We start from the raw sequence: 15,929 nt of genomic DNA on the forward strand, positions 1-15,929 counted from the left end.
TTGTTCCCTTACCGCGCAGCGGGTCCTTTCAGACGCGCAAGGAACGGTGCTTTAGTCGATGAAAACGCCGACGCTTGCGGCGCGTCCGGCCGAGTCGATGACGGTCAGTTTCGAGTAGCCGGCGCCATCCGGCAGCCATTGCTGGGTGCGCCGGCGGGAGAGGTCGGGCAGCGGCTTGCCGTTGGCAAGCCAGCGGAACGGCGCGCGGCCGCCCTGAAGCTTCAGCATTAGGGGTGACAGGTTGCCTTGCCCAGCGCCAAGATCTACATGCGCGCCTTCGGGCGGATAGATGATCTGCGGTGCGGCCTCGCGGCCGGAGGCGAGCAGGCCGCTGGCATTGAGTGCGAAACGCCGCTGACTGATCGGCAGCTCGGACTGGGCGATGCGCACGGCGCCGGCAGGCGGGCGTGGCAGCGGCGTCGTCGCGATGCCTGATTTGGCGAAACCTTCAAACAGGATGGGTGCTGCGGTACCATAACCGGTCAAGCCCGGCACGGCGCTATTGTCGGGCCGTCCGACCCAGACGCCGAGCACATAGCGGCCATCATAGCCGACCGACCAGGCGTCGCGGTAGCCGTAGCTCGTGCCGGTCTTGTAGGCGATGCCGCGCTGCGGCGCGCCGGCGGGGGGAATGACGCCGGAGAGAATATCGGCGACGTTCCAGACCGCGACCGGCTCCAGCAGCGGTTCGCCGTCGAGCTTGGCCGGTGCGCCGGTGACGCCGTCGCCGAGCCTAACCGGCTGGCCGCGATTGGCGAGCGCCGTATAGAGTTGCACCAGATCCTTCAGGGTGATGCCGACGCCGCCAAGCCCGATCGCAAGCCCCGGCGCCTCATTCGGCGGCAGGACCGGGCGCACTTCGGCGCGGCGGAAGCGCACCATCAGCCGCGACGGCCCGACGGCATCGAGCAGCTTGACAGCAGGCACGTTCAGCGAAAGCTGCAGCGCCTCGCGCACGGTGACGTCGCCCTGGTAGCTCATGTCGAAATTGCGCGGCCGATAACCGAAGAAATCGGCGGGCCGGTCTTCGATCATCGTCTCCTGCGATACCAAGCCCTGCTCGAAGGCGAGCCCGTAAATGAAGGGCTTCAACGTCGAGCCCGGCGAGCGATTGACGCGCGTCATGTCGATCCAGCCGGAGCGGCTGGCGTCGAAATAATCGGCCGAGCCGACCTCGCCGACGATCGCGCCAGTCTGCGCGTCGGCCATTATCATGGCGAGAGAAAGCTTCGGCCCGAGCTTCATGGCCGCTGCCCGCGCAACCGCCTCCAGCCCCTGCTGCACCTGTTTCTTCAGCGTCGTCTGATGCTTGAGAACCGTTGGCTCCTTGCGCAGTGCGGCTTCGGCGACATGGGCGGCAAGTGCCGGCAACTGCATGCGCCGCGGTGGGACCGCGACACCCTCGGCCCGCTCCGCTTCGCCGTCGCCAACGGCCTCGGCGACCGCGACGCGGTCGAGCACACGCTTGCGCGCGGCCTCGGCTGCCTTGAGATTGCGGTCCGGCCGGCGCCGTTCCGGCAATTGCGGCAGGGCGACGAGCAGCGCGGCCTCGGCGACCGTCAGGCGCCGCGGTTCCTTGCCGAAATAGGCAAGGCTTGCGGCGCGCACGCCTTCCAGATTGCCGCCATAGGGCGCATGCGTCAGATAGAGGTCGAGGATCTCTTCCTTCGACAGCCGCCGCTCGATCTGCACGGCGCGCACCAATTGCAAGAGCTTTGCCGAAAGCGAGCGCCCTTCGCGCGGCTCGATCAGCCGCGCTACCTGCATCGATAGCGTCGAGGCGCCGGAAACGATGCGGCCGTTGCTGACCAATTGCATGGCGGCACGCCCGAGCGCCCAGGGGTCGACGCCGCCATGGTCATGGAAACGCTGATCCTCATAGGCGATCAGCATGCGCAGGAATTGCGGATCGACCTCGAGGACGGTCGTCTTCAGCCGCCATCGGCCTTCCGACGTCGCAAACGCACGTAACAATTGCCCATCGGCATCCAGCACTTCGGCGGAGACGGCATTCGCCCTGTCCAGTGGCGGCGGGTAGGCCTTGTCGGCGGCATCGAGCGCAAAGAGAGCCGTGCCGGCAAGAAGGATGCCGGCCACGGATCCGATTGCAAACTTGTGCCGCCGTCTCATTACTGCGCCGTCACGACCTCCATCTTGCCTGTCGCCGTGCGGGCCGAAAGCTCCGGCCGGTACATATCCTCGACGTTTGCGGCCGGATGGTCGTAGGTGCCGGGGGTGACGGCGCGCACGACATAGGCGACGTTGAATTCGCGGTTGTCGCCGGCTGCACGGTTGAAGGCGGCGACGAAGCGGTCGTAGCGGAATTCGGTATGGGCAGCGGAGATCTCGCCGATCCAGTCGAAATTCGCCATCTGGGCGCTGTCGACGAGGTTAGGATTGTCGATCTCGAAACCGGCCGGCAGAAGGTCGGTGATGACGATGCGCGACGGCCAGTCATTGGTTTCGCGCACATGGATGACGACGACGTAGCGTTCGTTCTGCTTCGCCTCGCTCACATTCGCCTGCTCGCCGTCGAGCGTGTAATAGGTCCGCTCGATGATGAAGCCGTCGCCGCCGGCCGGCAGCGGCACTGTCGGGGCGGCAACGGTGGTGACCACAGCCGAAACCGTGTCGTTGGTCTGGTTGGTCAGCGTCAGCGGATGGTCAGCCAGGGCATCGCCGGTCATGCGTGCCATATAGGCACCGGTGTGTGCGGCGCCATTGACATCGACCTTGAGGCCATCGTCACCGCCCTGGATGGCGCGCGCAGCAAGCAGCATCCAGGTCTCTTCCTGCGTGCTCTTGTATTTGCTGCGCTGCCATTCCTTGCCGACCGCCTTGGCGAGTTCCGGGATGACGGGCGGCACCGGCCGGCTTTCGGCGGCAAGCGCCAGGATCGCGGCGCCGTCGCGCAGGATCGTGCCGTAATCGGTGCGCGACAGGTTCACGCGCGACACCATCGATTGCTCCGACATCTGCAGCGCGTCGAGGAAAATGGTCTTCGAACGCTGCGCGTCGCCGTAGAGCGCCAGTGCGGCGGCGATATGCGCCTTGGCGAGCGGTGTCGGGAAGTCGTTGATCATCGTATCGGCATAATAGCGCAGATCGCTGATCGCCGCCTTCTTGTTGCGGGCAAGGACGTAGACGGCATAGGCGATCTGGTCGCCCTGGCCCTTGATGTCGGTGGTGTAGGACAGCGTGTTCTGAAGGTTTTCGAGCGCCTGCACGAAAGCCCTTTCCGGCACATCATATTTCATTTCGCGAGCCCGCGTCAGGAAATCGGTGACGTAGGAATCGAGCCAGACATCGCCCGAATCCGGTCCCCAGAGGCCGAAGCTGCCGGCCGAGGCCTGATAGGAGAGCACGCGGTAGATCGCATCCTGCACGCGCTTCTTCACATCATCATCGTTTGCCATGCCGGCCTGCTTCGCCACCTCGGCGAGGTAGAGGAGCGGCAGCGCCCGACTGGTGGTCTGCTCGGCGCAGCCGAGGGGATAGCGGTCGAGCGTCATCAGGAGTGCCGGGATGTCGAAGGCGGCCGAACGGGTGACGTTGACGCTGATCGAGGCGCCGGGCAGCACGCTGTCGGCAAGCAGGTTCTTGTCTACGGTGAGCTTTGCCCCCGGCTTCAGCGCCAGCACCCGCCGCTCGGTGATCGGCAAGGAGGCCGGGCGCACTGGCAGGTCGACAGTCTGGTCGAGCGAAAGGCCGGAGGCGTCGGAGAGGTTGATCGAGACGCTGCCGGCGCCCGGCTGTTTGCCGATGAGCGAAAGCGTCAGCTCGGATTTCGCGCCGGCCTCGAGGCGGATCGTCTGCGAGGCGGATGCCTGCTCGATGCCGACCGCGTCATTGCCGGTCAGCTGCAGTTTATAGTCGCCGGCCGGTGCATCGGTGTTGGCGATGTCGAGGCGCAGATTGGCCTTGTCGCCAGGCGAGAGGAACTTCGGCAGGCTTGCGGTCACCACGACGGGATCGCGGATGATGACATCCTTGACGCCGTGGCCAACGCCTGATTTCGACCAGGCGACCGCCATGACGCGCGCCGTGCCGTTGAACTGCGGGATGTCGAAGGAGACATTGGCCTTGCCTTCGGCGTCGAGCTTCACCGGCCCGGAGAAGAAGGCGACGAGCTTCTGCGTCGGCGGGCTTGCCTGCAGCGCGATGGCACCGCCATCGCCGCCGGTCCGGAGCTTGCCGGTCGCACCCAACGAGCCGTCGATCAGGCGGCCATAGAGGTCGCGGATTTCAAGGCCGAGCTGGCGCTGGCCGAAATACCAGTCCTCCGGGTTCGGCGGTTCGTAGCGCGTCAGGTTGAGAATGCCGACATCGACCGCGGCAACCGTCACATAGGCATCCTCGTTGGCGCCGGCACCCGCCACCTGCAGGCCAATGTTTAGTGGCCCGCGCGGCAACATCTTTTCGGGTGTGTCGAGCGTTACCTGGAGCGCGCGCTGTTCGGGGTCGACTTTCAGCCATTTGATGCCGATCGAGCGCATCGGCATGTGGCTGTCCTGGGCGTCGCCGGGACGGAAGAGCGTGGCGGTCACATAGGCACCGGCACCCCAATCAGCCGTGACGGGGATGTCGATCTCGCCGCCGGTCTCGCCGATCGTGGCGTTCTGTACGGCAACCAGCTTTTCGGTTCCCGCCGTCACCATCAGCTCGCCGCCATGGCGCGAGGTGACTTTCAGCTTGGCGGTGTCGCCGATCTTGTAGCTGTCCTTGTCGAGGGCGATTTCCAGCCCGTCGGGTGTTTCGGTCGAGGTCGAGCTCACGAACCAGCCGGCGTCGAATTCGACGCTGGAGGTCGGACCGTCGGCATCGGGGCTTTCCACTTCGAGGCGATAGCGGCCCCAGCCCACCGGCACGGAGATCTTGCCGCCGTCCATCGTCGCATCGACGCTGCCGTTGGAGACCTGCTCGGCGGTATAGACCGGCTCGTATTTCCAGGCCGTTCCCTCGCGATACCACTGGTATTGTCGGTTGAGGCTGTAGAATTTCCAGCGCAGGCCCTTCGCCTCCTGCTTCTGCCCGTCGGCATTCACGCTGATCACCGTGAAATTGGCGATCGCGTTCTCCGGCAGGTCGTCGGAAAATTCCGGCTTGATGCCGATCGACGCGCGCTCGTTCTTCACCGGAATGGTCAAGGACCGCTCGATGGCGCGCCCGCCCGCCTCCTGCATGCGCATATAGACGGTGGCGTTCAGCAGTTGCGTCGTTGCCGGCAGTTCGCTGATGGTGAGATCCGTCGAGGCTTCGCCATTCTCGTCGAGTTCCGGCAGGCCGTCGATCGGCTGGCGCGAATCCTCGCTCGCTTCTTCGTCGGCAAGCCCGAAGAGGAAGCCCTTATAGGCAGCACTCTCGCGCGTCGGCTTGACGACGACGTCGCCTTCGAGCGTCAGGCCGGCGGCCGGGGCGCCGTAGAGATATTTGCCCGAAACTGTGATCGTCGCCGGCGTGTCCGGACCGACTTCCTTGGCCTCGGTCTTGATCTCCATGTCGGTGCGATCGGGCACGAAATCGTCGACGAGGAAACTCTTAGTGGCGATCGCGCTGCCCTTGGGATCGGTATAGATGTTCATGGTCCAGGTGCCGCGCATGGCGTTTTCCTGGGTCGGGAAATCGACGGTATAGCCGCCGAGATTGCTGGTCTGGCTGACGATGCGCCGGTCCTCGACACCGTCCGGGCGGCTGAAGATGAAGGTGAGCGGCAGGTTCTCGATGGCGTTGCCATCGGTGTCGCGGGCGAGCGACTGCGCATGCACCGTCTCGCCGGCGCGGTAGATGCCGCGTTCGGTAAACGTCAGCACGTCGATCGCGCCGGGTGCCGCGCGACCCGTCACGCCGCGGTCGGAAAGGTCGAAGCCGGCGCGCGTCATGTCGAGGAAGACGTAGTCCGAGGTCCCGTTCCTGGCGGCAATGACGGCCGGCGTCAGCGCCGCCGTGCCGCGGATCAGGCCGGCGGTGAAGGTGGCGCGGCCGTTTTCGTCGGTCGTCGCGGTGCCGAGCACTTCATTGTTCTTGGCGAGCAGCTGCAGCTCGACGCCTGCGATCGGCTTGGCCGAAGCGAGCGAGCGGGTGAAGACGTTGAGCCCGTCCGTGCCGGCATAGGTGGTGACGCCGATATCGGAGACCAGGAACCATTGCGTCGCCTGCGAATTCCACTCCTGCGCGGGGCCGTTCGCCGCCGTTGCGGTCATCACGTAAATGCCGGGCTTGCGCTCGGGCAGCGCCTCGTTGACCGGAAAACTGGTGACGATGTCCTTGTTGAGTTCGTTGGCGATGTCGATCGAGCCCTGCCAGACGAGTTCGCCGCTCTGGTCCTGAATGTTCTGGGCGCTGTAGCCGTCGAGCTGGGACAGGAATTGCGAATTGGTCAGCAGCGGCGCGATGGCGCGATCGCCGAGGCGGTAGAGTTTGAGGTTTGCCGAGGTCATGTTGACCGAAACGATCGGAATGCCGCGGCGCGCCGTCGACGGCAGCACGAAGCTGTCGCCGGTGAAGCGCACCATCTGGCTGCGGTCCTTGATATAGACGTCGATGCTGACAGGTGCTTCCAGCACCTCGTCGACGGCGGATGGCAGGCCGGTACGGAAGCCGATCTTGTAGGTCTGGCCATGCGTCAGCCCCTCGACGCAGATCTGCTTGTTCTTGGTTTCCAGCGCCTTCGGCGCTTCGCCGTTCAGCGTCACGAAGGGCGTGTAGTCGGTGGTCTTGACGAGCGCTTCCGAGAAGGTGACGCAGGCCCGCGGCGTGGCGCTGTCGGCATCGACCGTGTGTTCGGTGATGCGGAAGCCCTGCGTCGATTTCAGCTGCAGGTAGGCGGTCTGCACATCTTCGGAGGCAACCAGCGCCAGGCTCGCCTTGTAGGCGTCGAGCGCCGGACGGTAATTGGCGTTTCGGTCCAGGGCGTCGGCGAGGACGGCGAGCGCCTCGGCGCGCTTGGGCTTGGTGCGAGTCAGCTCGTAGCCGTTCAGCGCGTCGAGCACGGCCTGGCCGCTCGTGTTGCTCTCGGCGCTGCCGAGCGATGCGGCGGCGCGGGCGGTTTCAAGCCAGAGATCGGCGTCGTCAGGTGTGATCGACAGCGCGCCATGGAAGGACTTCAGCGCGTCGGCGAGGTTGTTGGCGGTAAGGTCGAGGCGGGCATTGGCCGTCAGGCTGTCGACGCCCTGGCCCTGCTGGTCGTCGGCGAGCGCGAGGTTGTCCTTGAAGTCATGGGCCTGCTGGATGAGATCGTTGCTCAGGAAGGTCAGGCGCGGCGCAGCACCTATATCCCGCTCCTGCTGGCCGGCCGTTTCGACGATCTTGCCGGCGATAGCGCCGGGGAAGGCGTTCATCGTCTTGAAATCGGATTTGAGGAAGCACCATTTCACCTTGGGATTGTAGGTGAAGGCCTTGCAGCTCCTGTCGCCGATGCAGGAGGTCTTGCACTGATCGAGCGAGACGTTCTGTTCGGTGCGAAGATCAAAGCCGAAGAAATCGGCGTCCTTGATCGTCTGGATGTCGCGCTTGGTATCCGCAGCGGCTGCGGGAAAACTGACGGCGATCATGGAAAATGCGATTGTGGCGAAAGCAAAGAACGAGCGCACGGACATAGGTTCCCCCCGGAATGCTGGCTCTGACCGGCGGGCACTGTCCTCACTCCTCACGAGATTGTCAACTCAAGTTGAACGCTGTTTCATCTTCACACAGGCGCTTTCGTCTGGCGGTCACATCGGCGTGAGTGACCGGCTTGTGATTTGCGAGTTTTGCAAGGATGAGCAAGGATTTGGGCGATCACAGGAGGTAACGTGATGTCCACGTCGTTCCACCGCAGGAGCCTTGCCGCGCTCTTTGCCGCCGTTGTTTTCTCGCTCGGTGCGAGTGGCGCAGGCGCGGCCGAGGACGCCGTCGTCATCCCGCCACCAGCCGTCGACGAGGCGGCCGGCTCAGGCACTGAGACTGCCATTTTCGCCGGCGGCTGTTTCTGGGGTGTCCAGGGCGTCTTCCAGCATGTGAAGGGTGTCGAGAGCGCCGTCTCCGGTTATGCGGGCGGCGACGCTAAAACGGCGCAATACGAAACCGTCAGCACCGGCTCGACGGGCCATGCCGAAGCCGTCCAGGTGAAATTCGACCCGAAACAGGTCACCTACGGCAAGTTGCTGCAGATCTTCTTCTCGGTGGCGCACAACCCGACCCAGCTGAATTTTCAGGGTCCGGATCGGGGAACGCAGTACCGTTCGGCGCTGTTCGTTACCGATCCAGAGCAGCGCAAGGTCGCCGAGAATTATATCAGCCAGCTCGACAACACGCATGTCTTCCCGCAGCCGATCGTCACCAAAGTGTCTGAAACCACGGGCTTCTATCCGGCCGAAGCCTATCACCAGGATTTCCTGACGCTCAATCCGACCTATCCCTATATCGTCTACAACGACCTGCCGAAAATCGAGAACCTGAAGTCGCTGTTTCCCGCCGACTACCGCGGCAAACCGGTCCTGGTGATGAAGGTCAAGGGCTGATTAACCCTGTCGGTGCTGGTTTTAGCGGGACGGCGATGGTGTCGCCTTTTTTCGTATCAGCTTTATGCAATTAAGGATTTATCAACGTTAACAATATCTTAAATATAAAATTCGGCGTTCCACCGCGGAACATATCGTCGACTTGCCCGTTACTGCCATGAGTTTCGCGTCGGATAGACTGCCGGAGCGGATACCTCTTTCGAGTTATGCGTAACCAAGGGGACGTATCATGGCCACCAATGTCGTGCGGCGCTGGCAACGAGATGATCTCATGAAACAGAGAGTGTTGATCGTCGAAGATGAATTCCTGATCGCGCTCGATCTCGAGGCGACGGTGGAAGGCATGGGCATGCAGGTTGCCGGCCTTGCGAATGATCGCGAACAGGCGCTGCGGCTGGCGCCGCTTGCCGACATTGCTTTTGTCGACGTCAATCTCGCCGACGGACCGACCGGGCCTGAGATCGGCCGGCGGCTGGCGCAGGAGCATGGCATTGCCGTCGTCTTCATGACCGGCAATCCCGAAGTGGTGGCTGACGGCGTGAAGGGCGCGGTCGGTGTGGTTCAGAAGCCGGTCATGCCTTCGGTTGTCGAACAGCTGGTGAAATATCTTGCCGCGCGCCGTGTCGGCATGTTCGCGGTCGTACCCTCACAAATGACGGTCTTTGCCTGATCGGACTGCCTGATCGTAAGGGCCTGATCAGCCGGATATGGCTGCGAGCTGCCGCGGATGGCCAGCCTTTTCTGCGTCCGGCCTGCCATAGGCCTTGAGAAAGGTGTGGACGGCGTTGCGCGCCGCCTTTTCCAGTTCTTCGTCGGTGGGCGTGCCGCCGAGAAGGATCATCATCTGCAGATCGGCATTGCCGAGCGCCACGAACTGTCTCGCGGCGACGTCGAAATCGTCGATGACGAGCGTGCCGTTGTGAGCAAGCCTGGCGAAAAGTGCGGAAAGTGCCGTGGTCAGCTTGCCCGGCCCCTGCTGGCGCCAGCTTTCGAAGAGGTGCGGATATCGCTCGCCCTCGGTCTGCACCAGCTTGCGCAGGAATTTTCCGTCGTGGTTGCAGATGCAGTTCTTGTTGAGGCGCACGGCAAACGCCGTCAGTTCGTCCTCCAGATTGTCGGCGTTAGCCGGAAAGGTGGACAGCACGGAGAAGAGCATGGCATTGGCGCGGTTCATGACGTCTTCGACGACGGCGACGAACAGCGTTTCCTTCTCGCGATAGTGATTGTAGATCGTCTGGCGCGAGACACAGGCGACGGCGGCGATCTCGTCGATGCTGGCGCCGGCAAAACCCTGGCGGCAGAATACGTCGGCCGCGGCATCAAGGATCGACATGCGCTTGGCGCATTGTCCACGCTGCGTATGCCCCGTCATCCGGACTGCCGGTGTCATGCGATCTTTCATGAGAGCGAAGATAAGACGTCTTGACGTTTTAGACAATGGCGTCTATTTTTACATCAGTGTCCAAATTTGTTGACACTCCTGGTTCGCCGCTGAGATATGAGCTCCCAACTTCGTCTTCGCGCGAACGATCATCATTGAAACCGCGCATCGGCCCGAGAATCGGAACCGATTTTCGGAAAGCACGATGCGTAGATTTAAAGTGTTGGAGCGTCCTTTTGCGTCCGAAAGGACGCACGGCGCTCTCAGAGCAATGCCGCGGAGCGACGATCCGGTATTTCCGCTGCGCTTTTATGAAAGATCACCATTATGACGGCTCCCTTCTTTCGCATTGCCCTCATTCTCGGCCTTCTGTCGGCCATCGGGCCCTTTGCCATCGACATGTATCTGCCTGCGCTGCCGTCCATCGGCCAGGACCTGCATGCCGATAACAACGTCACCCAGCTCACCCTTCTCGCCTTTTTCATCTCCTTTGCGCTCGCCCAGCTGGTTTATGGTCCGCTGTCGGATATGTGGGGCCGCAAGCTGCCGCTCTATCTCGGCATCGGCCTCTTTTCCGTCGCCTCGATCGGCTGCGCGCTGGCGACCAATATCGAAACCCTGATCGCCTTCCGTTTCGTTCAGGGTATCGGCGGTGCCGCCGGCATGGTCATTCCGCGCGCCATCGTTCGCGACATGCATACCGGTGTGCAGGCCGCTCGCCTGATGTCGCTGTTGATGCTGGTCTTTTCGATCTCGCCGATCCTGGCGCCGCTGACGGGCAGCGCCGTCATCGAGTTCTACGGCTGGCGCGGCGTATTCTGGGCCGTGACGATCGCAGCCTTCATCGGCCTCGTCCTGCTCGCCACCCAGCTTGACGAAACCCGTTCACCGGCCGAACGTAGCGGCAGCGGTCTGAATAGCGCGATGGCGGCCTACCGCCTGCTGCTTGCCGACCGCAACTTTCTGACGCTGACCTTCATCGGCGGCCTCGGCATTTCGAGCTTCCTGGTCTATCTCGCCAACTCGCCCTTCGTGCTGATCCAGCATTACGGGCTGACGCCGACGCAATACAGTTTCGCCTTCTCGATCAATGCCGTGTCCTTCTTCGCGGTATCGCAGGCGACGGGCTGGCTCGGCGAGCGTTTCGGCCTTGTGCGCGTCATGCGGATTGCGGTCAGCGCTTTTGCCCTTGCCATGGTCGTCATGGCGGTGGTGATGGCCGCCGGCTTCAACCAGCTGCCTGTCCTGGCGACTTTCCTGTTCATCGGCTACGGCTTCCTCGGCCTCGTCATCCCGACGAGCGCGGTGCTCGCGCTCGAGGATCACGGCGAGATTGCCGGCACCGCCTCGTCGCTGATGGGCACGCTGCATTTCGTGATCGCCGCCGTCGCCATGGTCATATCGAGCGTCTTCTTCGACGGCACGGCCGTTCCGATGGCCGCTGGCATCGCACTTTGCGCCTTCTTGGCCTTCGTGCTGACGCAGGCAACGATCGGCCGCCGCGCCGCCGTCGCCGCCGCTGAATGATTAAAGACCGTACCCGGCTTCGGGTACGGTCACATCATCAGGGTTGCGGCTGCGAGAAAATGCCGCGCCCGATTGAATATCGGCTGGCCGCGCTATCTACCCGATCCCAAGCATGGTCATACCGGAGAATACTTATGGTCGACGAGAAGCGGCTGATCTCGAAAATCACCTGGAAGCTGATGCCGTTTCTCGGCATCCTTTATCTCATCGCCTATATCGATCGGCAGAACGTCAGTTTCGCCAAGCTGCAGATGGTCGATGCCCTTGGAATGAGCGAATATGCCTATGGTCTCGGCGCATCGCTCTTCTTCATCGGCTATTTTCTCTTCGAGGTGCCGAGCAATCTCTTCCTCGACAGGCTCGGCGCCCGTGTCTGGTTCGCGCGCATCCTGGTCTCCTGGGGTATCGTCACCATCGCGCTCGCCTTCACGCAGAACGCGACGATGTTCTATATCCTGCGCTTTCTGCTCGGTGTCTGCGAAGCCGGCTTCTTTCCCGGCGTGCTCTATCTGCTGACGCTATGGTTTCCGTCGACCTATCGCGGCAGGATGGTCGGGCTGTTCATGATCTTCAGCGCCATCGCTAATGCGGTCGGTGCGCCGCTCGGCGGTGTGCTGCTCGACCTCGACGGTCTCTACGGCTTTGCCGGCTGGGAGTGGGTCTTCCTGGCGACGGGCGTTCCGGCTGTGATCGCCGGCATCGTCACCTTCTTCTATCTCCCCGGCCGGCCTGAAAATGCAAGCTTCCTGAGCGGCGAGGAGAAGCAGTGGCTGGAACGGAGGCTCACTTCCGAAAATGCCGGCATGGGCGAGCATGCCGGAAACGGCTTCAAGGCGCTCATCGACCCGCGTGTCCTGCTGATGGCGCTCTGCTATATCGCCTTTCCGCTTTCGGCCTATGGCCTCAGCTATTGGCTGCCGACCATCGTAAAGGCCTTCGGCGTCAGCAACACCGTGAACGGTTTCCTCAACATCATTCCCTGGGTGCTGGTCGCGATCGCGCTCTATGTCGTTCCCGCCATGGCCGACAAGGCGCAATCGAAGACGCCCTATATCGTCATTCCGGCTTTCATCGGCGCCGCCTGCCTGCTGCTCTCGGCGCTGATCCCGAACCACACTTTGCAATTCGCCTTCCTCTGCGTCGCCGCTGCCGGGATCTTCGCGCCCCAGCCGGTGTTCTGGAGCCTGCCCTCTCGTTTCCTGAAAGGCGCGGGGGCTGCGGCGGGCCTCGCCGCCATTAATTCCGTCGGAAATCTCGGCGGCTTCGTCGCCCAGAACGTCGTGCCCTGGATCAAGGAAGCGAGCGGCAGCACGATCGCGCCGATGTTCTTCCTGGCCGCCTGCCTTGCTGCCGGAGCCCTGCTGGTCTTCGTCGTCACGCGTCAGCTGTCGCAAAGGGAGCATTCGGCGGCTCCGAGCCGGGTTTAGGCTTCTCGCTCAGTTGCCCGGATTCGTCAGTGAACTATTCTATGATTTCGTCCTGGAAAGCCCAAAGCAGTCCACCAACATTTGATCCTGTGGTTGCGCATCGCCGCCGCGAAACAAATGTTTTGATGCAACATCAATAGCTTGTCGTTCAATTATGGGATTCATTAGCACAACCCGGTACAGCCGTGACGTCTGATACCTCCAATCCGAACAGCGTTCTCAGCTTGGATGAACAGTGTCCCCGCAGGTTCTATCCGATGGCGTTGCCTTTTTGGCAATTCAATTAGCGAATAATTGTTCTTTATTAGAACGCCAAAATTCCCCATCCTCCCCGGGCACTCGGCAAATGAGCTTCGGTACACGACGATAAAAGTCGGACCGGGGGAACAAATAGGGGAACTATTATGTCTCATTTCATGATGAACCGCCGTCGCTTCATATCCAATGTCGCCACGGTGGGCGGTTTAGTCGCGGCACAGACCCTGATCGGCGTGCGTGCGGGCCTTGCCCAAGACGTCGCCCAGGTGAAAATGCAGCTGGGCTGGCTGGCCTCGAACGGCGTGATCGGTGAAGTCGTTGCGCAGAAGAAGGGTTTCTTCAAGGAGCAGGGCGTCGAGCTGGAGATCGTTCCCGGCGGCCCGAATGTCGATGGCGTCGCCGGTGTCGCGGCGGGGCAATCGACGCTTGGCCAAATCTCTTCCAGCCCGTCGGTGATGCTGGCGCGCTCCGCCGGCATCCCCGTCAAAGCCTTCCTGGCCGGCTATCAGAAACATCCCTTCACCTATTTTTCGCTGAAGAAAGCGCCGATCCGCGAGCCGAAGGACATGGTCGGCAAGACGATCGCCACCCAGCCGACGGCTTTTATCCTGCTTCGCGCCTTGCTCGCCAAGAACGGCATCGCCGAGGATCAGGTGACGATGGTCAATATGGGGTCGGACATGAACCAGCTTTTGACCGGTCAGGCGGACGCCGTCACCGGCTGGATCACCAACACCAATGCCCTTTCGGTCCTGGGTGACGACCGCGTCGACATGATGCTCTGGGATGCTGGGCTGCAGCTCTATGCCAATGTCTACTACACCACCGACGAACAGCTCGACAAACATGCCGACGTGCTGGTGCGCTTCACCACGGCAGCCGCAAAGGGCTGGGGCTATGTCCGCGACCATCCAGAAGAGGCGGTCGACATGCTGGTCGAGACCTATCCCAATCTCGATAAGGCGAGCGAACTCAAAGCCGTCGGTCCGATTGCGAAATTCTCCTTCGGCGACACCACCAAGCAATTCGGCTGGGGTGCGATGAACAGGGAAAACTGGGCAGCCCAGATCAAGGCCTATGGTGACCTCAAGCAGTTCACCGGGACGGTTCCGACCGTCGATGACGTCGCGAGCTTTGCGATTCTCGATGCGACGGCCGATATTCGCAAGCAGGTCGGGTGAACGGCCATGACTGCCGCCGCCACAGTCAAACGGCCAGATCCGCTGCCAGCCGGATCGCCGCTCGCCGTCTCCATCGCCAATCTGGACATCCGCTTTGGCGATAAGGACAACGAGATCACCGCTCTTTCCAACGTGTCGGTGAATATTCCCGAGGGAGCGTTCGTGACGATGCTCGGCCCTTCAGGTTGCGGAAAATCGACCCTGCTGCGCTGTATCGCCGATCTCGTGCATATCAGCGGCGGTTCGATCTCGGTGCTCGGACGCTCGCCACGCGAGGCACGAGAAGGACGCGATTTCGCGTTCGTGTTCCAGGACGCCACTTTGTTGCCTTGGCGTAGCGTCATCGACAATGTCAGCCTGCCGATCGAAGTCGGCAAACACGCTGCCGGCTCTTTTGCCGATCCGGCGGAACTGTTGGCGATGGTCGGTCTCAAGGGACGTGAGAACGCCCTGCCGCATGAGCTTTCCGGCGGTATGCGCCAGCGGGTCGCCATCGCCCGGGCGTTGGTCACACGCCCGCGCATCCTGCTGATGGACGAGCCCTTCGGCGCACTCGACGAGATCACCCGCGACAAGCTGAACGAGGAATTGCTGCGGCTCTGGCAGGAGACGGGCACGACGATCCTGTTTGTCACTCACTCCATCCCCGAAGCGGCCTTCCTTGGCCAGCATGTGCTGATGCTTCAGGCGCATCCGGGCCGTGTGAAGGAGTTCATGAAGGTCGACCTTCCCTATCCGCGTTCGCTCGCCATGAGAGACACGGTGGAATTCATTCAGGTGACGGCGCATCTGCGCGCTCTGCTGGAGGAATGCCTATGAGCAACGTGGTCTCTCCCGGAGCGCGTTCCGCGCCCGCATCCACGCCGCGCAAGGTTGCGATCCTCGACGCCACCGTTGGCACCCTGTCGAGAAATCTGCCGGCGATCCTGGCTGGACTCGGCCTCGTCGTGCTCTGGCAAGTGGTGATCTGGATCTTCAAGATCCCGACCTTCATGGCGCCGAGCCCGGCCGACGTCGTGCTCGCCTTTCGCGACAATGCCGCAACGCTGTGGCGGAATTTCCTGCCGACGCTGCTCGAAGCCGCCCTCGGCTTCCTGTTCGGTAACCTCGTCGCCATCCTGCTGGCGGTCTGGTTCGTGCATAGCACGACGGCGGAAAAGGCATTTTACCCGATCGCCGTCTTCATCAAGGCGATCCCGATCATCGCGCTTGCGCCGATCCTCGTGTTGATTTTCGGCAACGGACTGGCGCCAAAGATCATCATTGCCGGTCTGATCTGCTTCTTTCCGACGTTGGTCAACATGGTCCAGGGGTTGCGGGCGGCAAGTCCCGCCATGCTCGACCTGATGCGGGTTCTGTCCGCCACCAATTCGGAGATCCTCTGGAAAGTGCGGTTTCCGAGCTCGCTGCCTTTCCTGTTCGCCGCCTTGAAGATCGCCGCAACCAGCAGCGTCATGGGGGCGATCGTCGCAGAATGGATCGGTTCGAGTTTCGGTCTCGGCGCCCTGATCATCGAGGCCACCTATAATTTCCGCTCGCCACTTCTCTACGCAACCGTTGTGATTGCGGCCCTTCTGGCGGTGGCCCTCTTCGCCCTGGTCTCGGTCGTCGAGGCAAAGGTCGTGCGCTGGAAGCCGGCCGGATCGCATTGAGCACG

10 protein-coding genes are annotated in these 15,929 nt (G+C 62.4%); 7 read left to right on the forward strand and 3 right to left on the reverse strand.

Features of this window, described 5'->3' with window-relative positions; genetic code table 11:
* Positions 1–51 precede the first annotated feature (51 nt).
* Together pbpC and RWK44_RS13775 are read right to left on the reverse strand one after the other, a co-directional pair.
* On the reverse strand, positions 52–2,130 hold the full coding sequence (pbpC, locus tag RWK44_RS13770) for a penicillin-binding protein 1C (RefSeq protein WP_316028952.1): 2,079 nt from the start codon (positions 2,128–2,130) through the stop codon (positions 52–54).
* Positions 2,130–7,595, reverse strand: a complete 5,466-nt coding sequence (locus tag RWK44_RS13775) for an alpha-2-macroglobulin family protein (protein WP_316028953.1) — start codon at positions 7,593–7,595, stop codon at positions 2,130–2,132. Before RWK44_RS13775 ends, pbpC begins: the two co-directional genes overlap by 1 nt.
* 198 nt (positions 7,596–7,793) lie before the next feature.
* On the opposite strand from RWK44_RS13775, the gene msrA reads away from it, so the two are divergent.
* Together msrA and RWK44_RS13785 are read left to right on the forward strand one after the other, a co-directional pair.
* On the forward strand, positions 7,794–8,498 hold the full coding sequence (msrA, locus tag RWK44_RS13780) for a peptide-methionine (S)-S-oxide reductase MsrA (RefSeq protein WP_131662446.1): 705 nt from the start codon (positions 7,794–7,796) through the stop codon (positions 8,496–8,498).
* A gap of 229 nt (positions 8,499–8,727) precedes the next feature.
* Complete coding sequence (locus RWK44_RS13785; RefSeq protein WP_026265589.1) at positions 8,728–9,168, forward strand: response regulator; 441 nt, start codon at positions 8,728–8,730, stop codon at positions 9,166–9,168.
* A 27-nt stretch (positions 9,169–9,195) separates the two neighbouring features.
* Here RWK44_RS13785 and RWK44_RS13790 read toward each other — a convergent pair whose 3' ends face one another.
* Entirely contained in the window at positions 9,196–9,936 is a 741-nt protein-coding gene (locus RWK44_RS13790) for a TetR/AcrR family transcriptional regulator (RefSeq protein ID WP_221999192.1), read from the reverse strand.
* Between the two features lie 270 nt (positions 9,937–10,206).
* On the opposite strand from RWK44_RS13790, the gene RWK44_RS13795 reads away from it, so the two are divergent.
* From RWK44_RS13795 to RWK44_RS13815, 5 genes are all read left to right on the forward strand, one after another.
* A complete protein-coding gene (locus RWK44_RS13795; RefSeq protein WP_131662444.1) occupies positions 10,207–11,406 on the forward strand; it encodes a multidrug effflux MFS transporter in 1,200 nt (399 codons plus the stop codon).
* Between the two features lie 134 nt (positions 11,407–11,540).
* Positions 11,541–12,833 carry an MFS transporter gene (locus RWK44_RS13800; RefSeq protein WP_131662443.1) on the forward strand — a complete coding sequence of 431 codons (1,293 nt, stop codon included), beginning with the start codon at positions 11,541–11,543 and terminating at the stop codon, positions 12,831–12,833.
* A 404-nt stretch (positions 12,834–13,237) separates the two neighbouring features.
* The gene (locus RWK44_RS13805; protein WP_168281989.1) at positions 13,238–14,272 is read left to right on the forward strand and encodes an ABC transporter substrate-binding protein; all 1,035 of its coding nucleotides are present in this window, start codon (positions 13,238–13,240) and stop codon (positions 14,270–14,272) included.
* Between the two features lie 6 nt (positions 14,273–14,278).
* The gene (locus RWK44_RS13810; RefSeq protein ID WP_168281991.1) at positions 14,279–15,091 is read left to right on the forward strand and encodes an ABC transporter ATP-binding protein; all 813 of its coding nucleotides are present in this window, start codon (positions 14,279–14,281) and stop codon (positions 15,089–15,091) included.
* Positions 15,088–15,924, forward strand: coding sequence for an ABC transporter permease (locus tag RWK44_RS13815; protein ID WP_168281993.1), 837 nt, complete (start codon positions 15,088–15,090; stop codon positions 15,922–15,924). Before RWK44_RS13810 ends, RWK44_RS13815 begins: the two co-directional genes overlap by 4 nt.
* Positions 15,925–15,929 lie beyond the last annotated feature (5 nt).

The sequence above is a fragment of the Rhizobium sp. 25PS6 genome, from assembly GCF_032464655.1.
Lineage (GTDB): Bacteria > Pseudomonadota > Alphaproteobacteria > Rhizobiales > Rhizobiaceae > Rhizobium > Rhizobium laguerreae.